Origin of the sequence: Streptomyces sp. NPDC006326 (assembly GCF_040612915.1) — a bacterium.
In the GTDB taxonomy this organism is placed as follows: domain Bacteria; phylum Actinomycetota; class Actinomycetes; order Streptomycetales; family Streptomycetaceae; genus Streptomyces.
This window is the reverse complement of the sequence record NZ_JBEXRC010000036.1, coordinates 1-21046: the sequence shown is the minus strand read 5'-3', so window position 1 is coordinate 21046 and position 21046 is coordinate 1. Positions and strand designations below refer to the sequence as shown.

Annotated in this window: 23 protein-coding genes; 8 read left to right on the top strand and 15 right to left on the bottom strand. The window is 73.3% G+C overall.

What is annotated here, in order from left to right; all coding sequences use genetic code 11:
- Positions 1–27: 27 nt before the first annotated feature.
- Positions 28–924 carry a hypothetical protein gene (locus ABZ128_RS25080; RefSeq protein WP_356851057.1) on the top strand — a complete coding sequence of 299 codons (897 nt, stop codon included), beginning with the start codon at positions 28–30 and terminating at the stop codon, positions 922–924.
- 109 nt (positions 925–1033) lie between these two features.
- On the opposite strand, the gene ABZ128_RS25075 is transcribed toward ABZ128_RS25080, so the two are convergent.
- Positions 1034–1975 carry a serine/threonine-protein kinase gene (locus ABZ128_RS25075; RefSeq protein WP_356851056.1) on the bottom strand — a complete coding sequence of 314 codons (942 nt, stop codon included), beginning with the start codon at positions 1973–1975 and terminating at the stop codon, positions 1034–1036.
- Positions 1972–3663, bottom strand: coding sequence for an ABC transporter ATP-binding protein (locus ABZ128_RS25070; RefSeq protein WP_356851055.1), 1692 nt, complete (start codon positions 3661–3663; stop codon positions 1972–1974). Before ABZ128_RS25070 ends, ABZ128_RS25075 begins: the two co-directional genes overlap by 4 nt.
- 583 nt (positions 3664–4246) lie before the next feature.
- On the opposite strand from ABZ128_RS25070, the gene ABZ128_RS25065 reads away from it, so the two are divergent.
- A complete protein-coding gene (locus ABZ128_RS25065; RefSeq protein WP_356851054.1) occupies positions 4247–4483 on the top strand; it encodes a chaplin in 237 nt (78 codons plus the stop codon).
- Positions 4484–4577: 94 nt separating this feature from the next.
- Here the strand turns inward: ABZ128_RS25065 and ABZ128_RS25060 are convergent, their stop codons facing one another.
- The 4 genes from ABZ128_RS25060 to polX form a co-directional block, all read right to left on the bottom strand.
- Positions 4578–5819, bottom strand: coding sequence for an MFS transporter (locus ABZ128_RS25060; protein ID WP_356851053.1), 1242 nt, complete (start codon positions 5817–5819; stop codon positions 4578–4580).
- On the bottom strand, positions 5816–7198 hold the full coding sequence (locus tag ABZ128_RS25055) for a GH1 family beta-glucosidase (RefSeq protein ID WP_356851052.1): 1383 nt from the start codon (positions 7196–7198) through the stop codon (positions 5816–5818). Before ABZ128_RS25055 ends, ABZ128_RS25060 begins: the two co-directional genes overlap by 4 nt.
- Before the next feature lie 124 nt (positions 7199–7322).
- Entirely contained in the window at positions 7323–7922 is a 600-nt protein-coding gene (locus ABZ128_RS25050) for a putative glycolipid-binding domain-containing protein (RefSeq protein WP_356851051.1), read from the bottom strand.
- A gap of 88 nt (positions 7923–8010) precedes the next feature.
- On the bottom strand, positions 8011–9735 hold the full coding sequence (polX, locus tag ABZ128_RS25045) for a DNA polymerase/3'-5' exonuclease PolX (protein WP_356851050.1): 1725 nt from the start codon (positions 9733–9735) through the stop codon (positions 8011–8013).
- A 103-nt stretch (positions 9736–9838) separates the two neighbouring features.
- Between polX and ABZ128_RS25040 the strand changes: the two genes are divergently transcribed.
- On the top strand, positions 9839–10132 hold the full coding sequence (locus tag ABZ128_RS25040) for an acylphosphatase (protein ID WP_356851049.1): 294 nt from the start codon (positions 9839–9841) through the stop codon (positions 10130–10132).
- 107 nt (positions 10133–10239) lie between these two features.
- Here the strand turns inward: ABZ128_RS25040 and ABZ128_RS25035 are convergent, their stop codons facing one another.
- Entirely contained in the window at positions 10240–10431 is a 192-nt protein-coding gene (locus tag ABZ128_RS25035) for a hypothetical protein (protein ID WP_356851048.1), read from the bottom strand.
- Positions 10432–10704: 273 nt separating this feature from the next.
- Here ABZ128_RS25035 and ABZ128_RS25030 point away from each other — a divergent pair, with 273 nt between their 5' ends.
- From ABZ128_RS25030 to ABZ128_RS25015, 4 genes are all read left to right on the top strand, one after another.
- Positions 10705–11169 carry a hypothetical protein gene (locus ABZ128_RS25030; RefSeq protein WP_356851047.1) on the top strand — a complete coding sequence of 155 codons (465 nt, stop codon included), beginning with the start codon at positions 10705–10707 and terminating at the stop codon, positions 11167–11169.
- Between the two features lie 332 nt (positions 11170–11501).
- The gene (locus tag ABZ128_RS25025) at positions 11502–12038 is read left to right on the top strand and encodes a hemerythrin domain-containing protein (RefSeq protein ID WP_356851046.1); all 537 of its coding nucleotides are present in this window, start codon (positions 11502–11504) and stop codon (positions 12036–12038) included.
- A gap of 141 nt (positions 12039–12179) precedes the next feature.
- Positions 12180–12998 carry an SDR family oxidoreductase gene (locus ABZ128_RS25020; RefSeq protein ID WP_356851045.1) on the top strand — a complete coding sequence of 273 codons (819 nt, stop codon included), beginning with the start codon at positions 12180–12182 and terminating at the stop codon, positions 12996–12998.
- 135 nt (positions 12999–13133) lie between these two features.
- The gene (locus ABZ128_RS25015; protein ID WP_356851044.1) at positions 13134–13454 is read left to right on the top strand and encodes a hypothetical protein; all 321 of its coding nucleotides are present in this window, start codon (positions 13134–13136) and stop codon (positions 13452–13454) included.
- Between the two features lie 4 nt (positions 13455–13458).
- Here ABZ128_RS25015 and grpE read toward each other — a convergent pair whose 3' ends face one another.
- The 8 genes from grpE to ABZ128_RS24975 form a co-directional block, all read right to left on the bottom strand.
- Complete coding sequence (gene grpE, locus ABZ128_RS25010; protein ID WP_356851043.1) at positions 13459–13956, bottom strand: nucleotide exchange factor GrpE; 498 nt, start codon at positions 13954–13956, stop codon at positions 13459–13461.
- The gene (dnaK, locus tag ABZ128_RS25005) at positions 13953–15836 is read right to left on the bottom strand and encodes a molecular chaperone DnaK (protein ID WP_356851042.1); all 1884 of its coding nucleotides are present in this window, start codon (positions 15834–15836) and stop codon (positions 13953–13955) included. Before dnaK ends, grpE begins: the two co-directional genes overlap by 4 nt.
- A gap of 246 nt (positions 15837–16082) precedes the next feature.
- Entirely contained in the window at positions 16083–16718 is a 636-nt protein-coding gene (locus ABZ128_RS25000) for a hypothetical protein (protein WP_356851041.1), read from the bottom strand.
- A gap of 25 nt (positions 16719–16743) precedes the next feature.
- Positions 16744–17844 (bottom strand): hypothetical protein, encoded by a 1101-nt coding sequence (locus tag ABZ128_RS24995; RefSeq protein ID WP_356851040.1) that lies wholly within the window; start codon positions 17842–17844, stop codon positions 16744–16746.
- Positions 17845–17892: 48 nt separating this feature from the next.
- The gene (locus tag ABZ128_RS24990; RefSeq protein ID WP_356851039.1) at positions 17893–18117 is read right to left on the bottom strand and encodes a hypothetical protein; all 225 of its coding nucleotides are present in this window, start codon (positions 18115–18117) and stop codon (positions 17893–17895) included.
- A gap of 30 nt (positions 18118–18147) precedes the next feature.
- Positions 18148–18507, bottom strand: coding sequence for a hypothetical protein (locus tag ABZ128_RS24985; RefSeq protein ID WP_356851038.1), 360 nt, complete (start codon positions 18505–18507; stop codon positions 18148–18150).
- Between the two features lie 13 nt (positions 18508–18520).
- On the bottom strand, positions 18521–19072 hold the full coding sequence (locus tag ABZ128_RS24980; protein ID WP_356851037.1) for a DUF5133 domain-containing protein: 552 nt from the start codon (positions 19070–19072) through the stop codon (positions 18521–18523).
- 258 nt (positions 19073–19330) lie between these two features.
- On the bottom strand, positions 19331–20659 hold the full coding sequence (locus ABZ128_RS24975) for a PP2C family protein-serine/threonine phosphatase (protein WP_356851036.1): 1329 nt from the start codon (positions 20657–20659) through the stop codon (positions 19331–19333).
- Between the two features lie 169 nt (positions 20660–20828).
- Here ABZ128_RS24975 and ABZ128_RS24970 point away from each other — a divergent pair, with 169 nt between their 5' ends.
- The gene (locus tag ABZ128_RS24970) at positions 20829–21002 is read left to right on the top strand and encodes a CsbD family protein (protein WP_356851035.1); all 174 of its coding nucleotides are present in this window, start codon (positions 20829–20831) and stop codon (positions 21000–21002) included.
- Positions 21003–21046: the final 44 nt, after the last annotated feature.

The window sequence follows — 21046 nt, the reverse complement described above, 5'->3', positions numbered from 1 at the left end:
GCCGGGCGGTGCCCGATGGTGGGTGCTGTGGATGCCGACGTGGACGTGGAAGAGGTCAGCGCGCAGCTGTACGGGCTGCCCCCGGACCGGTTCACCGAGGCCCGGGATGAGCAGGCCGCCCGGGCCCGGAAGGCCGGGGACCAGCAGGCGGCGAAGACGATCGCGGGCCTGCGGCGGCCCACGCTCGCCGCGTTCGCCTCGAACCTCCTCGTCCGGGAGCGGCCACGGGAGACGGCCGCGCTGCTGGAGCTCGGCCGGGCCCTGCGCGAGGCGCACCAGGCACTGCACGGCCCGCAGCTGCGCGAGCTGTCGCACCGGCAGCACGGGGTGGTCTCCGAGCTGGCCCGGACCGCCCGGCAGCTGGCCGGTGAGGCGGGATCGGCGGTCAGCGACACCGTCCTGCGGGAGGTGGAGCAGACGTTGCACGCCGCGCTGGCCGATCCCGACGCCGCCGAGCAGTGGGCCTCGGGGCGCCTGTCCAGGGCACTGGAGCCCCCCGTCGGTTTCACCGGCCTCCCCCCAGTGGAACCCGGGCCCCGTCCGGAGCGGGCCCCCGCTCCGGACGCACCGCCACCGCCGTCCGGGACACCCGCTCCCGCACGCGTGGACGCCCGGCGCCTGGCCCGCCTCGAACGCGCCCGGCAGGCGGCCCGGGAAACCGGAGACGAGGCCGAGGCCCGCGAGGGGGAACTGCGGGCGGCCGTCGAGGAGCAGGAGCGCTGCGAGGAGGCCGCGGCCGAGGCCGAAGAGCACCTCGCCGAAGCGGAACGCCGGCTCCGCGAGGTCCGGGAAGCCCAGCGCAGCGCGCGCGAGGCGGTGGTGCGGTCCGCGGCCCGGGTACGGGACCTGGAACGGGCGGCGAAGCAGGCCCGTCGGGCGGCCGACGCCGCTGCCGCCAGGCTGGGGGAGCTGTCGCCCGGCTGACGCCGTCGGGGCACCGTGCCCCTTCCCTGCCGACCTGCGGCGGGGTGGCTCCCGGAGCCGTACCGGGGCCGTGGCGCCGTACCGGGGACGGACGCCGGTCCGCAGCGCGTCAGTCGGGCAGGGCCACGGCGGTGCGGCGGCGGTCCGGGGGGAGGACCGCATCGAGGGCGGCGGCCAGCTCCGTCGTCGTCGGCCGTGCGGCCGGTTCGGGGCGCAGACAGCCGTCGATGGCTTCGGCGAGCTCGGCGGGGAGCCCCCGGCGCCGCGAGCCGACCGGCGCAGCGGCCCCCTTCACCTGCGGATAGTCCTCCAGGTCCGCCGGATCCTCCGGGCCGTCCGTGCCCGCGCTGCCACCGCTCGCCGTCGCCGACGTCGTCTCGCTGCCGATGAAGTCATCGCAGTCGAACGGAAGCCCGCCGGTGGCGACCTCGTACAGCGTGATCCCCATGCCCCACACGTCGGCAGCGGCCGACAACGGGCCGCCGCGCGCCTGCTCGGGGGCCAGGTAGCAGAAGGTGCCGACCCCGGCCGGGGCCGTGCCGGGCGCCTGGGCGACGCTGAGATCGAGCACCTTCACGTGCCCGCAGTCGACGACCACGTTGGACGGCTTCAGGTCCAGGTGCAGCAGTCCGCGGCCGTGCAGGTAGTGCACCGCCGAGCACAGCTGCAGCCCCAGCAGGGCCACGTCCTGCGCGGACGGCCGCCGGGACAGCCGGTCGACGAGGTGGGACAGCGTTTCCCCCGTCAGCGTCTCCAGCACCACGAGCGGCTCAGGCGAGGCGACGGTCTCGTACGCGCGCACCAGGTGCGGATGGGTGAAGTCCTGGAGCCAACGGCCCTCGCGCAGCAGCCGGTCGCGCAGGCGTTCCTCGTGCCGGCGGTCGGGCCGCAGCACCTTGAGCACGCACCGGCAGGCCCGCTCCTCGCTCCAGGAGTCGTAGAGGTCGAGCCAGCCGGTCCGGTCCAGGTGCGCCAGGACCTCGTACCCGGGGGCGGGGCGGGTTCCGGGCGTGAGGGGCGGGGCCGGCGGGGCCTTGATGGCAGTGTTCATGACAGGACCTTGGGCTCCGTCGGGCCGGCCGGAGCGGAACCGTTCACCCGGTGGAGCCGTGCGTACGTTCCGTCGAGGCGCAGCAGTTCCTCGTGCGTGCCCTGCTCGACGACCCGCCCGTGCTCCAGCACCACGGTGGACGTGGCATCGCGGACGGTGAGCAGGTTGTGGGAGATGACCAGGGTGGTCCGTCCGGCCATCAGCCGGCGCAGCGGTTCCATGATCCGGCGGGCCGACTGGGTGTCCAGGCCCGTCGTCGGTTCGTCCAGGAGCAGGACGGGCGCGTCCCTGATCATCGCGCGGGCAATGGCGAGGCGCTGGGCCTGCCCGCCGGAGAGCGTGCGCCCGCGCTGGCCCACGACGGTGTCGTAGCCCTCGGGCAGCAGCTGGATGAACTCGTGCGCGTCGGCGGCGCGGGCCGCGGCGACGATCTCCGCCTCGCTCGCACCGGGCCGGCCGTAGGCGATGTTCTCGCGTACCGTGCCGTGGAAGACCAGGGTTTCCTGGAGCACCACCGCGACGTTCTCGCGCAGTTCCTCCAGGCGCAGCTCCCTCAGGTCCGTGCCGTCGAGGAGGACGGCGCCCTGATCCGGGTCGTAGAAGCGCAGTTGCAGCTTTCCGAGCGTGGACTTCCCGGCGCCGCTCGCCCCGACCAGGGCGACCGTCGTACCGGCTGCGACATGGAAGGACACGTCGTGCAGCGCCCACCGGGACGTCCCCGGGTAGCGGAAGCTGACGCCGCGGAATTCGACCTCGCCGCGGGCCCGCCCGAGTGGCCGGGCATCGGGCGCCTCGGCGACCTGGGGCTGCTGGTCGAGGAGTTCGATGATCCGCTCGGCGGAGGCGGACGCCGCGTAGAAGGTGGCGGCCAGCTGCGACAGCCCGCGCACGGGGCTGTAGAGCTTGCTCAGCAGGGCGAGGAAGACCAGCAGGCCGCCCAGGGTCAGCTGTCCCTGGGTGAGTTTCCACGTGCCGAGGCCCATCACGGCCAGGGCCCCGCTGACCTCGACGATCTCGACGAGCGGGCCGTAGACCGCGCGGATGCGCGCCGAGGCCATCGACGCGCGGAACTTGCCGGTGCTCTCCCGGTCGAAGCGGCGGCCCTCCCACTCCTGGCGGTTGTACGCCTGCACCAGCGCGATGTTGCCGAGCGACTCCTCGGCGATCGCGCTGATCGAGCCGCTGCGCCGGCGCCGTTCGCGCGAGGCGGCCTTGATCAGCCGGGAGAAGTGCCGGGCCGCCCACCAGAAGAGCGGCACGATGACGAGCGCCAGGAGGGTCAGGTCCCAGCGGAGGTAGAACAGCAGGCCGAGGAAGACGCCCAACCGCACCACGTCGTACAGGGCGTTGGCCACGCCCGAGAGCAGAAACGTCTCGACCGCGTCGACATCGCCCGTGATGCGTGACAGTACGTCACCCAGCCGCCGGCGTTCGAAGAAGCCGAGCGAGAGCCTCTGGACGTGGCGGAACACGTCCGAGCGGAGCGACAGTACGAAGCGCTCGCTGACCCAGGTGGACAACACGTCGTCGGCGAACCCCAGAATGCCGGAGCAGAGGACGAACCCCAGGTAGGCGAGTGCGATCCAGAGGAAGGGGCCCAGATCGCGCGGAACGAGGACCTCGTCCACCACGACTTTGAACAGCCAGAGCTCGGCCGCGTCCAGGACGGGGCCGATCAGGCTGAACAAGAGGATCGGCGCCAGCCAGCGCCGACCACCACGTGTATAGGGCCAAAAACGTCGGAAGGCTGCGCGCGGAGAGACTTGGGGCGCAGCGGCGACGACTGCGTCGGGGTCGTCTGCCACCGAGAGCAGCCGTCGCAGGACCTGCCATGACACCCGCCTCATGGGCACGTTCCCTCAACGGAGGCCGGCCGAGCGGCCCTGACGGGCTGCTCAGCCGTTCCCGTGCGGTCAGCAGCCGCCGTGGTGGCGGCCGTGGCCGGTGGTGCTGGTGTGACGACGGCGACGACGGTGGTTGGTGCCAGTGTTGTCGTGCCGGTCGTTCGTGTTCCTCCTGTTGCGGCGACGGTGCTTTGCCGGGGTCAGGTGACTGAAGATCGCCATGAGAATTCCCTCCTGAAGAACTTCCACAAGAGATACGGGGCAGGCTGCTCCAGGGATTGCGCTTTTCCAGAAAAGTCTGGATCCGTGCTGAATCGAGGTCCCGCCAGGTGGGCGCGCACACCGCCCACGACCGGGTGAATAGGCCTGGTCTGGCCGGGTCTGCTGTGGAATGAGGCCGAACACCCTCACTCGATGGGAGACCTTCATGAAGATCCGTACCGTCGCCGCTGCAGCTTGTCTGGTCGTCGCCGCGACGCTGGGCGGGGCCGGAGCCGCTGTCGCCGACAGCGAGGCGCACGGTGTCGCCGTCGGTTCGCCGGGCGTGCTCTCGGGCAACGTGGTCCAGGTCCCGATCCACATCCCGATCAACATCTGCGGCAACAGCATCAACATCATCGGGGCGCTGAACCCGGCTGGGGGCACCCTCTGCGTCAACGACTGACACGTCCGCACCGGCCGGGTGCCACCGGATCCCTCCGGTGGCACCCGGCGGTCGTCGTCGGCCTGCGGTGACCCTCCCGGGGGAGCGCCGCCGGTCAGGGCACGCCGCGGATGCGGCCGACCAGAACGGACCCGGCCAGGGCGAGGGTCCCGGCCAGTGCGTACAGGGCGGTGTATCCGCCGAGGTGGGTGACCACCGGGGCGGCGATCACCGGAGCCAGCACCTGGGGCAGCGCATTGGCGATGTTGATGACGCCGAGGTCCCGGCCCCGGTCCTCGGCGGTCGGCAGGACATCGGTGAGCAGGGCGAAGTCCACGGACGTGTAGACGCCGAAGCCGGCCCCGAGGACGAGCGAGGCGGTGACCGCCCCCGTCCAGGTCTGCCAGACTGCCAGCAGCAGGGTGCCTGCCGTGATGACCAGCCCGGACGCGATGACGTACACCTTCCGGCGGCCCGTACGGTCCGACCGCCTGCCGCCGGCCACCACGGTGGCCAGCAGGGTGAGCGCGTTGAGTGCGGTCAGGACCAGTACGCCGGTGTCGGCGTCGTCCGCGTAGTGCACGGCGTCCGTCAGGTAGTAGAGCAGGTACATGGTGCTGACGGAGTACGACAGGTTCATCAGGAACCGGGTCAGCCAGGCCCAGCCGAAGTCCGGGTGCCGGCGCGGGTCGATCCAGAAGCCGGCCAGGAAGGCGCGGGGCCGCAGGGTGGGCCGGTCGGCGGGGGACAGACGGCTGTCGCGCCCCATCAGGACGTACGGCAGGGCGGCGAGGACCGTGAAGGCAGCGCAGGCCGGATAGCCGGCGGTGACTCCGCCCGCCGCCGTGGCCAGCGCCGTGCCGGCCAGGACTCCGCCCACCTGCGAGACCCCGAGCCACCCGCCGACCAGGCCGCGCCGCTGGGGTGGAACCTGGTCCGGGACGGCGGCGGTGAGCGCGGCGAAGGCGGCGTTCAGGGCGAGCTGCACCAGGCACCAGCCCGCGAGCACCCCCGCGATGCCCGAGGCCCGGGACAGGGCCAGCAGCCCGGCCGCCCCGCCCGCGACCCCCGCGACCACCCAGGGGATGCGCCGGCCCACCGCGGCCGTGGTCCGGTCCGAGAGCGCCCCGAAGACCGGGTTCGCGACCATCGACACGGCTGCCCCCACACCGGTCACCAGCGCGAGCGTGGAGGCCTTGTGCTCCGGGGCGAGCAGTTCCGCCTGGCGGGCCAGGAGCAGCTGGAGCGGTCCGAACCAGCCGACCCACACCCCGAGGTTGGCCAGGCACAGCGCACCCACCCACCGGGCGCCGACCGGGCCGGCGCTCTGCGCGGCAGCCGTCCGCCCGGCGCTCATCTGCCGCGCTCGATCACCGCGCGGTACCAGGCGTAGGAGTCCTTCGGGGTCCGATCCAGCGTCTCGTAGTCGACGTGGACGAGCCCGAACCGCTGCCGATGGCCCTCGGCCCACTCGAAGTTGTCGAGGACCGACCAGATGAAGTAGCCGCGGACGTCCACCCCCTGCCCCATCGCCCGGTGCAGGGCGCGCAGATGGCCGTCGTGGTACGCGATCCGGCGCGCATCGGCGATCCGTCCGGTGGCGGGGTCGGGGCCGTCCCCGTACGAGCACCCGTTCTCGGTGATGTACAGCGGCGGCAGGCGGTCGCCGTAGCGCTTCTCCAGGGCGACGAGCAGCTCCCGCAGCCCGTCCGGGACCACGGGCCAGCCGAAGTCGGTCCGCTCGTACCCCTCGATCTGCCCGATGCCGAACGGGAGGCCGGGCGGGATGTCGATGCCGGCGTAGGCCGTTCCCGTCGCGGCGGAGGTGTGCTCCTGCGGGGCGCCGACCAGCATGGGGTTGTAGTAGTTGACCCCGTACCAGTCCAGGGGGGCCGAGATCGTCTTGAGGTCCTCCGCCACGGGGCCGGGCATGAGCGAGGCGAAGGCCTCGTCCGGATAGGCGCCGGTCAGGATCGGGTCCGCGAAGAGGCGGTTCGTGAGCGTGTCGTACAACTCGGCTGCTTCGCGGTCCGCTTCGGTGCCGGAAGCGGCCCAGACCGGGCTGTGCGAGGCCGCGATGCCGATCTCGCGGGCCCCCGCCGCGCGCAGGGCCTGCACGCCCAGGCCGTGGGCCAGCAGCTGGTGGTGGGCTGCGGGCAGGGCGTCGAAGAAGAGCTGTCTTCCGGGGGCGTGCTCGCCGAGGCCGTAGCCGAGGAGGGTGACCTCGGCGGGCTCGTTGATGGTGATCCACATCGGCACCCGGTCGGCGAGCCGGTCCGCGACCACCGAGGCGTACGCCGCGAACCGCTCGGCCGTGTCGCGCCGGAGCCAGCCGCCCTCCTCTTCGAGCGCGAGCGGGGTGTCCCAGTGGAAGAGCGTCGGCACCGGGGCGATGCCGCGGGCGCACAGCTCGTCGACGAGCCGGTCGTAGAAGTCCAGGCCCGCGCGGTTGACCCGGCCGTGGCCCTCGGGCAGGACGCGCGACCAGGACACCGAGAAGCGGTAGGCGCCGACACCGAGGCCGGCCATCAGCGCCACGTCCTCGCGGTAGCGGCGGTAGTGGTCGGTGGCCACGTCCGCGTGCGAGCCGTCCTTGATCCTTCCGGGCTCCCTGGTGAAGGCGTCCCACGACGAGGGCCCCCGGCCGTCGGCGGTGGGCGATCCCTCGATCTGGAAGGCGGAGGAGGAGACGCCCCAGAGGAAGTCGGCGGGGAACTCGGGCACGGGCGCGGTCATGCGGACTCGCTTCGCTCGGCAGCGGGCAGGACGGCGGCTCAAGTACGGCCGGAGAGCCCACTGTTGGGCCGCGGCGACCACCCTGTCAATGGAAAGTGAACAATCCTCATCTTCCGTGGTGGGATCAGCCGGCGAAGGGCGCCAGGACGGCGGCGAGGCCGGGGTAGTCGCGGACGAGCCCGGCGGCGTCGAACGCGATGTCGCTGCGGAAGTCCCCGGAGGCGTAGCGGACCCGGCGGCTCCCCAGGGGGGTGTACGTCTGCACCGAGGGGGCCACCGTGAGTTCGGGCACCGACACCCAGGCCATGAGGAACTCCCGGGCCGGGCCCTCCTCTTCGCGCAGGTGCAGGCCATGGCGCCGGACGGGCATGGTGTTGGTGAGCGGGCACAGCCCGAGATCGCAGTCGAGGGCCCCGTCGAACTCGTTCCGCAGCTGCCCGTCGACCGTCCACCGCCCGTCGTCGCCGCGAACGAGGTCGAGCGCGCGCGCCGCGTGTCCCGGGCCTTCGACGCCGACGCGCAGCGAGCGCGTGACCCATCCGGGGCCGGTGTCGAGCGTGTAGCTCACCCAGTAGGGGCCGCGCTCCAGCGCGAAGGCCCGTCCACGGGCGCGCAGCCGGTCCCCCTGGAACTCCCCCCACGCGGTGTCGTACCCCCGCCCGGCCGAGACCTCCCACGTACGGGTGAAGCGTTGGACATCATCCGCCCCCGGTTCGCTGCTCACGGCACCCACTATCGGCCCCCGCCGGCTCCGGACGGCCGCTGCGACACGGCACGGCACGGCACTGCATGGCACTGCACTGCACGCAGGCCTACGTCCTGTGGGCCCCGAGGAAGCGGCGCAGCCGGGTCCACGGCCAGGTGTTGACGACGTCCTCCTTCGTCAGCCATCCGCGCTGCGCCGTTCCCACCCCGTAGCGGACGTACGGCAGGTGCGTCGTGGCGTGCGCGTCCGAGTTCACGACGAATTTCACGCCGTACCGTCGCGCCCGCAGGATGTCCTCGTCGCACAGGTCGAGCCGCTCCGGGTGGGCGTTGATCTCCAGGGCCGTGCCCGTGCGCGCGCAGGCTTCGAACACCGCGTCGAAGTCGGCGTCCACGCCCGGCCGTTTGCCGATGCGCCGGGTGGTGGGATGGCCGATGACCGCCACGTACGGGTTCTCGCAGGCCCGGATGAAGCGCCGGGTCATGGCCTGCCTGCTCTGGTTGAAGTGCGAGTGCACGGAGGCCACGCAGAGGTCGAACCCGGCGAGGAAGTCGTCGGGCCAGTCCAGGCCGCCTTCGGGGCCGATGTTGAGTTCCGTGCCGTGCAGCAGCCGCATCCCGCGCGTGGTGCGGTCCAGCGCACGCACCTGCTCCCGCTGCGCGAGGATCTTCTCGCGCGTCATCCGCTGCATCGCGAGGTCGGGAGCGTGATCGGTGACCGCGTAGTAGGCGTAGCCGCGCGCCGCAGCGGCGGCGACCATGTCCTCCAGTGGGGCGAGACCGTCCGTGAGGTCCGTGTGGGTGTGCAGGTCACCCTTGAGGTCACGCTCCGTCACCAGTGTCGGCAGGGCGCCCTGGAGGGCGGCCGCGATCTCCCCGCGGTCCTCGCGCAGCGGCGGCGGGATCCAGGGCAGGCCCAGCCGGGCGTAGATCTCCTCCTCCGTCTCCGAGGCGAGGTTCTTGCCGCTCTCGGCGTCGAAGACCCCGTACTCGGACAGCTTGAACCCCTGCCGTACCGCGAGCGCCCGGGTGCGGATGTTGTGCCCTTTGGAACCGGTGAAGTACTGGAGTCCCGCACCCCACGAGGCCGGCGGCAGGACGCGCAGGTCGACCTGGAGGCCCGTGGTGGTCCGGATGGAGGTCTTCTTCGCGCCGTGCGCGATGACCTCGCCCGTGTACGGCAGCTCGGCCAGGGCCGTCATGAACGGCGCGGACCGGTCGGCCGCCACCAGGACGTCGATGTCGCCGATCGTCTCCCGCATCCGGCGCAGAGAGCCCGCGTAGGTACACCGCACGCAACCCGGGATGCGCGACATGTCGGCGACGATCTGCTCGGCGATGTCCATCGCGGCGCCGAGGAGGATGCGGCTCCCGGCCTTCTGGAGCAGGGAGATGCCGTGCAGGATGTTCTCCTCGGTGCGCTCCCCGAAGCCCTTCAGATCGCGCAGCTGCTCCTCCTCGATGGCGGTCTGCAGCGCTTCCACGGAGGAGACGCCGAGCTCCTGGTAGAGGACCATCGCCTTGCGGGGCCCCAGCCCCGGGATCCTGATGAGCTCGCGCACGCCGACCGGGATCGAGGCCCTGGTCGTGTCGATGTCGGGCACGTGGCCGGTGTGAAGGTACTCCACGATCTTGTCGGCGATCGATTTGCCCACGTTCGGGATCTCGCGCAGGCCCTTGGCGTCGAGCCGGGCGATGTCGGCGGGGTGGCCGCCGATGGCGCGGGCGGCCTTCTCGTACGCACGGGCCTTGAAGGCGTCCCCGCCCGTGATCGCGATGAGGTCCGCGTACTCCTGGAGCAGCGCCTCGACGTCCTCGTTGGCCCTGGGCATATCTCCAGGGTGCCCTGCCGGCCGGGCCCGGGCGCGCCCGCGTCGCCGAGGGTCGCCGCGCCGTCACGTCCGGTGCGGAGCGGTCCGGCCTTATGGTCGGGGCATGGTACGCAAGCACGTGATCGTGTCCGGAAGGGTCCAGGGGGTCTTCTTCCGGGACACCTGTCGCAGTCAGGCCCTGGAACACGGGGTGTCCGGGTGGGTGCGCAACCTGCCGGGCGGCGAGGTCGAGGCGGTGTTCGAGGGCGAGGAAGGGGCCGTCGCGCAGCTGGTGGGCTGGGCGCACACGGGACCTCCGGCGGCCGAGGTGCGGGACGTGGAGGTACGGGAGGAGGCGCCGGCGCGGGAGCGGCTCAGCGGGTTCGAGGTGCGGCCCACGCCGCGGGGCGGCGCGTAGGGCCGTCTTCCGGCTCTTGCCGCTCAGGCGGGATCCGCAAGGGTCGGCCTGACCGCCCCGCAGCCGGGCAGCCCGCGGGGGGCCGGCCCGGCAGCGCCGGCCCCCGGTCAGCCCGCGTGGTGGTGGACGCTGCGCTGGCCCGGGATCTTGCTCAGCCGGGCCCGGTGGCCGCGCCGGTGGCTCGCGCGGCGACGGCGCCCGGGAAAGGCGTTGCGCCGGGCCGGCACCGGCGGGGCCAGTACGAGCAGGGCGATGAGGGCGAGGACAGCGACCAGGATGAGCACGGTGACGAGGGTCATGTTCCTGCCTTCCGTCGAGTACTGACTGGCTGTCACTACGTCATGTAACCGGAATGGCGGCTCATAAACACGAAGAGTAGTGTTCTCTTCGCGCCAACCTGGGAACCACCGGGTCGAGTTCGCCGGGGCCCGCCGCGCCCGGGCAACCGCGGAACGGGCGTTGGACGTCCCTGCGGGACCGCCACGGACGCCGAGCGGCCGATCCCGACTCCCCTTGCCGCCGTACGGCTGACGGCCTTTCGGGGATCGTGTGCAGCCGCGTAGCGTGGTGACATGACGACGTCGCCGACCGAGGCAGGCGGGCCGAACGCCCCGTCCCGGGGCCGCTCCGCACCCCGTATGCAGATCCGCAACCGGCGGACCGCCGGGCTGACCTTCCGTGCGGACGAGTGGGCCGCGAAGAAGGCCGGCGCGCAGGCCGCCGCCCGCGTCCGCGCCTGGGGCCACCCCCATCTCGACGAGCACGAACTGGACACCGCCGTAGGGCTCCTGGTCCGCGCCGCGGTCGCCGACGGCGGGCGGCGGATCAGCCTCCACCTCGCCGACCAGGACCACCGCATCCTCGCCGTCGCCCTCAGCCACGTCACCGGAACCGCCCCCGACGACAGCGTCCTCACCGAACTCGCCTCCCTGCCCGGCGTGGTCGCCTGCGGCACCGACGCCGCCGCGGACGGACGCCGCCTGTGGGTCCTGCTCGACGCCGAACGGCCGGCCCGCGCCGCCAAGTCCCCCACGTAGCACCCCCGTCGCCGGAGGTCGTACGGCTGCGGCCGTCAACCGCCCGGTGCGCAACGCACCTTGGCGCGGCCGCCCAGGGCTCCACCGTCTTCCCGATACCCGCGCCCCTGCCCGCATCGTCGCCGCGCCGCGGCAGCCGGGCGGTGTCCGCGGCCCGCCCGGGGCCGTCTCCAGCCGTGCCGCCCCAGCGGCTGCCCGGGGGGATGCGGGCCGCTTCGCCACCCCGGCGCCGGGGGAGCGGGCCGCGTTCCGTGAGAGCGGGCCGTTCTCCGGGTAGGCGCACCGCAGGCCGGTGTGCGCCGGCCGACACCCTCGTCGAAGGGAGCGGCGCCATGGGACGCGGCGCAGACGTCATCGCCGAGCTGATCGCGGACCACCGCGAGGCGGCGGAGATGTTCGACCGGATCGAGCACACCACGGGGGCGGAGGACCGCCAGAGGGCGGCCGAGCGGCTGACGGTCGAACTCGTCCGGCACACCGTCGTGGAGGAGGAGCACCTCTGCCCGGCGATCCGGGAGCACCTTCCGGACGGGGATGTCGTCGCCGACAAGGAGGTCGCGGACCACTCCCTGGTGGAGAAGCTGCTGAAGGACCTCGAAGGGCTGGACGCCGAGGGGCCGGAATTCGACCGTCTCCTCGCCGCGCTGAAGTCCGAGGTCACCGCCCACGTGCGGGACGAGGAGGAGAACCTCTTCCCCCGGCTGCGCCGGGCCTGTCCGCAAGGCGTCCTGGACCGGCTGGGCGACGAGGCGCGTCGTGCGAAGGAGCTCGCGCCGGCCGGGCCCGACCCGGCAGCCCCCGACACCGGTCTGGTCGACCGGGTGCGTGATCTCGTTCACGGGCGGCGGCAGGTGACCGGCGGCAGGTGACCGGCGCAGGTGACCGGCGGCCGGGCGGCACCCGGATGGGCCCGCCTCGCCGGGGCGAGGCGCGGGTAGGTGCACCGTACCCGGCCGGAGCGTCCGCGCCCGGGCCCGCCGACCGGGGAAAGCCGACCGAAAGGCAGTGCCATGACTCAACCTCTCGGAGCCCGCGGGCGCAGGCCGACGGCGGCCGTGGTGACGGGCGCGGACTCCGGCATCGGCCGGGCCACGGCCGTCCGGCTCGCGGCCGCCGGCCTGGACGTCGGCATCACCTGGCACACGGACGAGGCCGGTGCCCGGGCCACGGCTGCCGAGGTCCACGCGTACGGCCGCAAGGCGGCCGTACGCCGGCTGGACCTGACCGGACTGCCCGAGGCCGCCGACGTCATCGACCGGCTCGCCGAGGACCTCGGCCGGATCGACGTCCTGGTGAACAACGCGGGCACCGGAACCGCCACACCGTTCCTCGACATCCGCCTCGACACCCTCCGCGAGGTCCTGGACGTCGATCTGGTCGGCCCGTTCCTGTGCTCGCAGCGGGCGGCCCGCCGCATGATCGACCAGGGCGACGGGGGCAGGATCGTCAACGTCACCTCGGTGCACGAGCACCAGCCCCGCGTCGGCGCAGCCCCTTACTGCGCCGCGAAGGGCGGCCTGGGACTGCTCACCCAGGTCATGGCCCTGGAGCTGGCCGAGTACGGCATCACCGTGAATTCCGTGGCCCCCGGGGAGATCGCCACTCCCATGACCGGCCAGGAGGACCGGGACGTACGGCAGGAGACCCGGCCCGGAGTCCCCCTGCGCAGACCGGGCGATGCCCGGGAGGTCGCGGCCGTGATCGCCTTCCTGGCCGGCGAGGACGCCTCCTACGTCACGGGCGCCTCGTGGGCGGTCGACGGCGGCATGCTGCGGATGGGGCCGATGGCCGGCTCCCACCTGGTCGACGACCGGTGGCGCGAGGTGTGAACCGGGCGCTTCGGCCCCGCGTTCGCCCCCGGTGCGGTGACGTCGTTTGGCGGGCCCCGGCCGGGGCAGGCGCTCAGCCCGGCAGAGGGGCCCGCACCAGGGACCCGGGCCACGGCGCATCCCGCAGGAGGACCGGTGCTAGCCAGCGACAACGAGATCAAGCTCAAGGCCATCGCAGTACTGACGGGCCTGCGCAGTGGTGTCGATTCGGATTACGTGTCCGCGCTGCTCGGCGAGGTCACGCCGTCGACGTTCCTGGTCCCCGCCGGAGCGGACGCGGCAGAGATCGGGCGCGCGATGCTGGAGCAGCTCTCCGGCCCCTGGAGCTCCCTGGTCACCGGATTCGTGCTGGCCTTCGAGGCGGTCGCCGATGCGTACGACGAACTCGACCCGCCCCGGTCGGCGCAGGAGATCCTCCAGGAGCTGGCCCTCGAACTCGCCGACGAATCCGCCTGACGCCTCACGCGGACGGCGGTCCGACCGGCCGGTCCGGTGGTCCGGTCACGGCGACCTGGGCGGGCCGCAGCAGGTGGGCGCCCACGCGGTAGCCCGCGCGCAGCACCTCCGTACACACGGGCGAGGTAGTGCCCGCCGCGGTGGTGCAGGTGGCCGCCTCGTGGACCCGCGGGTCGAAGGGCTCTCCCGGCTCGCCGACGCTCTGCAGACCCAGAGAGGCGAGCTGCGCCTCCAGGAGGCGCGCCACCGACCGGAAACCGCCGGTGACCTCCCCCTGCGCCCGCGCCTCGTCGATCGCGTCGAGCACCGGCAGCATCCCGGTGAGCACGTTGGCGACGGCCGCCTCCCGCACGGCGAGGCGGTCGCGCCGGATCCGCTTGCGGTAGTTGTCGTACTCCGCCTTGACCTGCTGCAGATCGGCCGTGCGTTCCGCGAGGGCGGACTCCAGCCGTTCGGCGCGGTCCTCGCGGTCGGGATCCCGGGGCTCGCCCGGCCCGTTCATCCCGTTCCCCCCTTCGGCGTTTCGTCGTCGACGATCTCGGCGTCGACGACGTCGTCCGCGGCGTCCGTCGCACCGGCCCGGCCCGCGTCACCGCCCGCGCCCGCCGTACCCGGCGGCTCCTGGCCCGTGGCCTGCGCCTGCGCGTACATGGCCTGGCCGAGCTTCTGGCTGACCGCGGCGACCTTCTCGGTCGCGGTGCGGATCGCCGAGGTGTCCTCGCCCTTGAGCTTCTCCTTCAGCTCGGCGACGGCGCCCTCGACCTCGGCCTTGACCTCGGCCGGGACCTTGTCGGTGTTGTCCTTGAGGAACTTCTCCGTCTGGTAGACGAGCTGCTCGGCCTGGTTGCGGGTCTCGGCGGCCTCCTTGCGGCGGCGGTCCTCCTCGGCGTGCTGCTCGGCGTCGTGCATCATGCGCTGGATGTCGTCCTTCGGCAGCGCCGAACCGCCGGTGACGGTCATCTTCTGCTCCTTGCCCGTGCCGAGGTCCTTGGCCGTGACGTGCATGATGCCGTTGGCGTCGATGTCGAAGGTGACCTCGATCTGCGGGACGCCGCGGGGGGCCGGGGGCAGGCCGGTCAGCTCGAACATGCCGAGCTTCTTGTTGTACGCCGCGATCTCGCGCTCGCCCTGGTAGACCTGGATCTGCACGGACGGCTGGTTGTCCTCGGCCGTCGTGAAGGTCTCGGACCGCTTGGTCGGGATCGTGGTGTTGCGCTCGATGAGCTTGGTCATGATGCCGCCCTTGGTCTCGATGCCGAGGGACAGCGGGGTCACGTCGAGGAGCAGGACGTCCTTGACCTCACCCTTGAGGACACCGGCCTGCAGAGCGGCGCCGATGGCGACGACCTCGTCCGGGTTGACGCCCTTGTGCGGGTCCTTGCCGGTGAGCTCGCGCACCAGCTCGGTCACCGCCGGCATCCGGGTGGAGCCGCCCACCAGGATCACGTCGTCCACGTCCGAGACCTTGATGCGGGCGTCCTTGACCGCCTCGTGGAAGGGCGTCTTGCAGCGCTCCAGCAGGTCGGCGGTGAGTTCCTGGAACTGCGTCCGCGTGAGCCGCTCCTCCAGGTGCAGCGGACCGTCGGCCGAGGCGCTGATGTACGGCAGGTTGATGTTGGTCTCGGTGGCGGAGGACAGCTCGATCTTCGCCTTCTCGGCGGCCTCGCGCAGCCGCTGGGCCGCCATCTTGTCCTTGGACAGGTCGATGCCGTACCCGTTCTTGAACTGCTGGACCAGGTGGTCGACGATGCGCTGGTCCCAGTCGTCGCCGCCCAGGTGGGTGTCGCCGTTGGTGGCCTTGACCTCGACGATGCCCTCGCCGATCTCCAGCAGCGACACGTCGAAGGTGCCGCCGCCCAGGTCGAAGACGAGGATCGTCTGGTCGTGCCCCTTGTCCAGCCCGTACGCGAGCGCCGCGGCGGTCGGCTCGTTGACGATCCGCAGCACCCTCAGCCCCGCGATCTCGCCGGCCTCCTTGGTGGCGGTGCGCTGCGCGTCGTTGAAGTAGGCGGGCACCGTGACGACGGCGTCGGTCACGTCCTCCCCGAGGTAGGCCTCCGCGTCCCGCTTGAGCTTCTGCAGCACCCGCGCGGAGATCTCCTGCGCGGTGTAGCGCTTGCCGTCCACGTCCCCGGCCTCCGGGAACCGCCACTGCGGATCCCCGACGTGCCGTTTCACCGAACGGGCCGTGCGGTCCACATTGGTGACGGCCTGCCGTTTCGCGACCTCCCCGACCAGTACCTCCCCGCCCTTGGCGAAGGCCACCACGGAGGGGGTCGTACGGGCACCCTCGGCGTTCGGGATGACGGTGGGCTCGCCGCCCTCCAGGACGCTGACGACGGAATTCGTGGTTCCGAGATCGATACCCACCGAGCGCGCCATGGCTCGTGCTCCTCTCTGCTCACATCCGCCGCAGGAGCCGCTCCGGGGAGCTTCGGGGCGAAGAGCGCCCCGGTGCCGCGCCGGATGCCCCCGAGGTTTTGCCTCCACCTCCCCCGAGGCCTGCCACCTGCGCAAACAACGCCTTCACTGACTGGGATAGAACCTGGGACCGGCACTGTCAAGATGCCTCCGGCATGACCGCGCCCGCCCCGGGTAGACCCCGGGCCTGGGGTGCGGCCTCGGCCATCAGGGCTGCGACGGGGGCCGCACCCCGCCGCCCGTCTCCCCGGTCCGGTCCCGGGCTCCGTGCTCGGCCCCTCCCCGGTCCTCGGCTGGGCCCCCGTCCGCGCCCTGGTTGGCCTCCCGTACCCGCTCGTCGTCCGCCGGAGGCTGGGCTCCGGTCCCCGTCCGGGAGGGCGCGCCGGGCCTGCGGCCGTGATCGTCCGCGGTCCCGCCCTCGTGCTGGAGCAACGGCCGGTGCGGCGGGGGAGGCGCCGGCCGGCCGCCGCCTTCCTCTTTCCCTTCCTCTTCCGCGGGGAGGAAGGCGCTCAGCTCCTCGCACAGCCGCCGGGCATCGGGGACGGAGACCGCCACCCGGCGCAGCGCACCCTCCCCGGCCAGCTCCATGCAGAGCACCGGCCCCTGCGCCTTCACGGCGACGAAATCGTCCCCGCCCGGCGCGTGCCGGACACCCAGGCACCGCCCGGGGCGCCAGCTGCCGTGGCCGGGCACCCCGCGCAGCACCCGCCACCAGCTGGACTCGACCTCGACCCGGCGCAGCGAGGAAAGGGGTACGCGGACCTCGCGCCGCCGGGCGGCCAGGCTCTCCCGCAGGGACAGCCGGACGACCAGCTCCCCGCCTTCCACCGTCACCCGGGCCATGGCTCCTCCTTCCGCCTCGCCACGTTCAGGCGTCCGTGTCGACGTAGCGCAGCAGCACCCCGAGCCCGTCCTCCAGGGCCAGTTCCTCGCGCTCGACGACCAGCAGCTCGGCGTGGGTGCCGTACGCCGCCCTGATCAGCGCCGCGCCGGGCTCCTCCTCCCAGTAGTAGCCCACCCCGAACGCGGTCAGCTCCGTACCCGAGAGCGCGAGGTGCGTCGGCTCCGCTCCCGCCCACAGCCGGCCCGGCAGCCGCGCGGGCCGGTTGACCAGCAGTGCCCGGGCCTGTCCGCGCTGGAGGGCGGTGACCGTCGCGGCGAGGCCCTCGACCTCCTCGGGGCGGCGGGCGCGCTGCGCGTGGAAGGCGTCCAGCCGCTGCCGGTCGTGCTCGGGCACCTTGCCCGCGAGCAGCGAGCGGAGCTCCGCCTCCAGCAGGGCCCGGCCGGGCTGAGGTCGCCGGGGGTGGCCGTCGCGGAGCCGGACGAAGCGGTCGTGCAGGTGCCGCGGCGCCTCGCGGGTGAGGGTGTTCGCCGCCCAGGGGTCTCCGGCGAGCACGATCACCTCGGTGCCGCGGGCCTCGACCTGGTCCGCGAACTCGGCGAGGAGCTGCTCGGCCTCCTTGGCCCAGCCGTCCACGGGGATGCGCCGTGCGGGGGTCCGGCGGGCCGCGACCCGGCTCATCGGCCATCGCCCGCTCTCGCGCTCCACCTCCAGCTCGTCCTCTGCGTTGCCCGTGTCCATGGTGTGCGTCCGGTGGACGACCAGCGCCGTGTACGGGATGTCCGGCGCGTGCTGGAGGGCGAGGGGGAGGGCGTCGGGGACGACCCCGTACCGGGCCGTCGAGTCGACGGGCGGCTCGGGCAGGCACGCGGCCAGCAGGAGCTCGCCCTCCGCCGCGAAGACCGCCTGGCCGTGCGGGCCGGACACCGGGGCGTCCGTACCGACGGCTCGGCCGGCGGCCCCCACGGTGGCCGGGTCGGCGCCGTGGGCGAGCAGGCCCTCGCGCAGGCTCCGCCACCGCAGGTCGATGGCGCGGTCCGGGTCGTCGATGTCGCGGGAGGTGTCGAGGTACACCGACGCCACCGGTCCGTGATGCTCGTACAGGGCGCTCAGGAACTGCAGTTTCACGGCTTCCTCCCGGTCGGGGCCGGGCCCGGCCCCCGGTGCGGCGGGCCCTCAGTGCGGCGGGGGCCTCGGCGCGGGTTCGGGTCCCGGCTCGCGGTCCGGCTCCGGAGGCGAGGGCGGCTTCGGTTCGGGCGCGTGCGGGTCGGCCGGGAAGGGGTGGGTGGGCGGCGCCGGGTGCGGGTCGGGGCCGACCGGGAACGGATGCGTCGGTGGCTCGGTGGGCGCGGTGCGGATCGCGGGTTCCTGTGCGACGGGCGCGTCGAAGCCCTCATCCATGCTTCCTCCCGGGGCTGCTATCCGGGCGTCTTACCAGATTCCCGATACCCATGCCGGGCCTTCGGAAGCGAATCCGCTGCCCTGGAGATGGAGGCTGCGCAGCGTGCACTCGGTCTCCCAGCGGAGGTGCTCCCACGAGACCAGCCGCTCCCAGACGGGGTCGGGCGTCCCAGGAACGGTGGCCCCGCGGGCGGCCCAGTCCCGTGCGAGCGTGTCGAACAGCGGTGTCCGGCCGGCGGCCGGGTGCCTCGGCTGCCGAGGGATCCCCGAGGCCGGCCGGGAGGCGCCGGCACGGCCGGGGAGGAGGGTCATGAGGGTCCCGGTGGCGCTGGCCGTGGGGGCCGGGGTGGTCCCTGTCGGCGGGGCGGGCAGTGTGCTCGGCGTGGTCATGGGCGGACACCCCCTACTGGTCGTGGGGTGCGTCGAGGCGGTGGAGGGCGACGAGCTCCTCCGCGGCGTGGACGGCGTGGTGGGGACTGCGGCGGCCGGTGAGCACGCACAGCGTGTAGGAGGCGTCCTCCAGCTCGCAGCGCAGCCCGGGGTCCTCGGGGGTGGCGAAGGTCCGGCGGCGCAGGGCCCGGAAGTGGCGCAGGTGTCCGCGGAGCACGCCGGGATTGGGCTGGAGGGCGGCCGGCGCCGGGTCGGGGGTGTGCAGGGTGTGTTCGATCACGGTCTGCAGGATGGTTTCGACAGGGGTCGGCGGCGCGTCCTCGCCGTCCCGCAGGGCGAGTGCGGCGCCCACCGCCTCGGGCAGGCCCACTCCGGCGACCCGGGCGGTCTCGGCGAGGATGCGGCGGGCGGTCGCGGTGCTGCACGGCACGAGGGCCATCAGGATTCCGGTGGCCCGTCCCAGCGCCGCGCGTCCGGCCGACTCGGGGGAGGCACCGGTGGCGGCGGTGCCGTCGTCCGCGATGAGGCCGGTGGGGGGACGGTGTCGTGCTGGCGTGCTGGTCATCCGCCACTCCTCTGGCCGGTGCCCCACTTGGGGGTATCTGTGTAGGCCAGTTGTGTACCACCGGCCCGGGCGTGCGGGGCGCATTTGCGGGGCGCCACGGCGTTTGTCCCACGATCGGACGCCCATCCCGCCCGGGTGTTGACGCGCCACGCCCCTCGTGTGCGGCGGCGATCCGCAGGGTCGGTGGCCCATCATGGGCCCCCAGGTCTTCCGGTACGCGCCGAACCCCCGAGCGGAGCGTCCCGGAGGACCTCCCGCTCAGACACCTGACGGTGTGCCCTCACCCCCGGGCCCGCCCGCGGCCGCGGGCCCCTCGGGCCGAGCGCCCGACGGCTCCGCGGACGGCGGCGTCCTCGAAGGCTCCTGCGGCGGGGCGGCTCCGTGAGGGTGCCACTCGGCCAGGAGGATCGTGGCGTCGTCCGTGAGGCGGTCGTCGTGGTGGTCGAGGATGGCCCGTACCAGGCGGCGCAGGGCCTCCGGGGCGGCCTCGCCGGCGGCCGTCGCGCGGACGATGGTGTCCACGAGCCGTTCCTCACCGAACTGCTCCCCGGTACTGGAGCGGGCCTCGGTGACCCCGTCGGTGTACACCAGGACCCGGTCGCCGGGCTCCAGCTGCGCATGGTGGATCACGCTGGGGGCCCGCCGGGTGCGCGGTCCGAGACCGAGGGGCAGCTGCGGGGGGCGTTGCAGGGCTCCGGGTACCACACGGTGGTTGCGGATGATCAGCGGCGCCGGATGCCCGCAGTTCACCCAGGTCAGGGCGCCGGTCCCCAGGTCGACATCCGCGAACACGGCGGTGAGCAGACGGTCGGGGAGCCAGGTGCCGAGCGCCTCGTCGACCGCGGTGGCGATGTCGGCGAGATCACCGCCGGTACGCCGGGTGGAACGGCAGCCGGCCATCGCCACGGCGGCGCAGAGCCCGGAGGCCAGATCGTGCCCCATCGCGTCGATCACGACCATGTGCAGCGTGGTGGCGGTGATCGAGTGGTCGAAGGCGTCGCCGCCGATCGCGTACGCGGGCTCCAGGACCGCGCTGGAGGTGGCGGAGCGGGTGCCGATCGTCCGCGGAGGCATGAAGGCCCAGCCGAGCTCGGCCTGCAGCGTCATCGGGCGGGTCCGCAGTGCCCGCAGGACGGTGTCGCTGGTCGGGAGCTTGGAGAACAGGAACTGTCCCGTCAACGCCGCCAGTGTCCTGCACTGTTGGAGGGCGGCGGGGTCGAGCGGGGGCGCGGTGACGCGCAGGACCCCCATCCGCTCGACGCCGTCGACGAGCGGCAGCCACACCACCGTGTCGTCGGACGAGGAGAGGCGCAGGGACTGCGTGCGGTACGCCCAGCCGGCGAGCGTGCCGTCCACGGCCAGACGCCCGCCCGCAGGCGGCCCTCCGGCCGGGGCCCGTGGGGCCCGCCCGGCGGCGCGGAGGGGGACCAGCTGCGCCTGCTGTACGTCGGCCAGGTAGATCACGGCGTCGTGCATCCCCATGGCACGCGCGGCCCCCTGAACCAGGGCGGGCAGGTCGTCGGGGCCGCAGCGGTGGGCATCGCCGAGCAGCCGGGCCAGCAGTCGGCCGAAAGCCGCATCGTCCATCCCCGCACCTCGCCGCCGAGCGCCGATTTCCCTTCCTCATTCTCGTGCGGGGTGTCCGGGGCCGCCTCCCGTGACGTCCGCCCGGTTCCCCGGAGCGCCAGGGAGGGCATATTGCCCGGAATGCAGGGAATGTGCAGTAAGAGAGCTTCTTCTCAGGAGGTGGCTGGGGATGGCCGGAGGCAAGAAAGCCAAGAACGTCGGCAAGACGGCGAAGGGCAAGATCAAGGAAACCACGGGCAAGGCCCTCGGGAACGAGAGCCTGGAGATGAAGGGCCGGGCGGAACAGGCTGCCGGTGACGCGAAGCAGACCGCCCAGAAGGCCAAGGACACCTTCAAGCACTAGTCACCGAGGACGCGCGCAGAGGCCGGCGGATCCCGGGATCCGCC

What these genes read in the sequence shown, in the direction of transcription:
- ABZ128_RS25030 (WP_356851047.1), top strand. Translation starts at nt 10,705, where the DNA reads ATGACGACGTCGCCGACCGAGGCAGGCGGGCCGAACGCCCCGTCCCGG.
- ABZ128_RS25020 (WP_356851045.1), top strand. Translation starts at nt 12,180, where the DNA reads ATGACTCAACCTCTCGGAGCCCGCGGGCGCAGGCCGACGGCGGCCGTG.
- ABZ128_RS24985 (WP_356851038.1), bottom strand. Translation starts at nt 18,507, where the DNA reads ATGACCACGCCGAGCACACTGCCCGCCCCGCCGACAGGGACCACCCCG.
- ABZ128_RS25035 (WP_356851048.1), bottom strand. Translation starts at nt 10,431, where the DNA reads ATGACCCTCGTCACCGTGCTCATCCTGGTCGCTGTCCTCGCCCTCATC.
- ABZ128_RS25065 (WP_356851054.1), top strand. Translation starts at nt 4,247, where the DNA reads ATGAAGATCCGTACCGTCGCCGCTGCAGCTTGTCTGGTCGTCGCCGCG.
- ABZ128_RS24980 (WP_356851037.1), bottom strand. Translation starts at nt 19,072, where the DNA reads ATGACCAGCACGCCAGCACGACACCGTCCCCCCACCGGCCTCATCGCG.
- ABZ128_RS25025 (WP_356851046.1), top strand. Translation starts at nt 11,502, where the DNA reads ATGGGACGCGGCGCAGACGTCATCGCCGAGCTGATCGCGGACCACCGC.
- ABZ128_RS25075 (WP_356851056.1), bottom strand. Translation starts at nt 1,975, where the DNA reads ATGAACACTGCCATCAAGGCCCCGCCGGCCCCGCCCCTCACGCCCGGA.
- ABZ128_RS24970 (WP_356851035.1), top strand. Translation starts at nt 20,829, where the DNA reads ATGGCCGGAGGCAAGAAAGCCAAGAACGTCGGCAAGACGGCGAAGGGC.
- grpE (WP_356851043.1), bottom strand. Translation starts at nt 13,956, where the DNA reads ATGAACGGGCCGGGCGAGCCCCGGGATCCCGACCGCGAGGACCGCGCC.
- ABZ128_RS25000 (WP_356851041.1), bottom strand. Translation starts at nt 16,718, where the DNA reads ATGGCCCGGGTGACGGTGGAAGGCGGGGAGCTGGTCGTCCGGCTGTCC.
- ABZ128_RS25055 (WP_356851052.1), bottom strand. Translation starts at nt 7,198, where the DNA reads ATGACCGCGCCCGTGCCCGAGTTCCCCGCCGACTTCCTCTGGGGCGTC.
- ABZ128_RS24975 (WP_356851036.1), bottom strand. Translation starts at nt 20,659, where the DNA reads ATGGACGATGCGGCTTTCGGCCGACTGCTGGCCCGGCTGCTCGGCGAT.
- polX (WP_356851050.1), bottom strand. Translation starts at nt 9,735, where the DNA reads ATGCCCAGGGCCAACGAGGACGTCGAGGCGCTGCTCCAGGAGTACGCG.
- ABZ128_RS25040 (WP_356851049.1), top strand. Translation starts at nt 9,839, where the DNA reads ATGGTACGCAAGCACGTGATCGTGTCCGGAAGGGTCCAGGGGGTCTTC.
- dnaK (WP_356851042.1), bottom strand. Translation starts at nt 15,836, where the DNA reads ATGGCGCGCTCGGTGGGTATCGATCTCGGAACCACGAATTCCGTCGTC.
- ABZ128_RS24990 (WP_356851039.1), bottom strand. Translation starts at nt 18,117, where the DNA reads ATGGATGAGGGCTTCGACGCGCCCGTCGCACAGGAACCCGCGATCCGC.
- ABZ128_RS25060 (WP_356851053.1), bottom strand. Translation starts at nt 5,819, where the DNA reads ATGAGCGCCGGGCGGACGGCTGCCGCGCAGAGCGCCGGCCCGGTCGGC.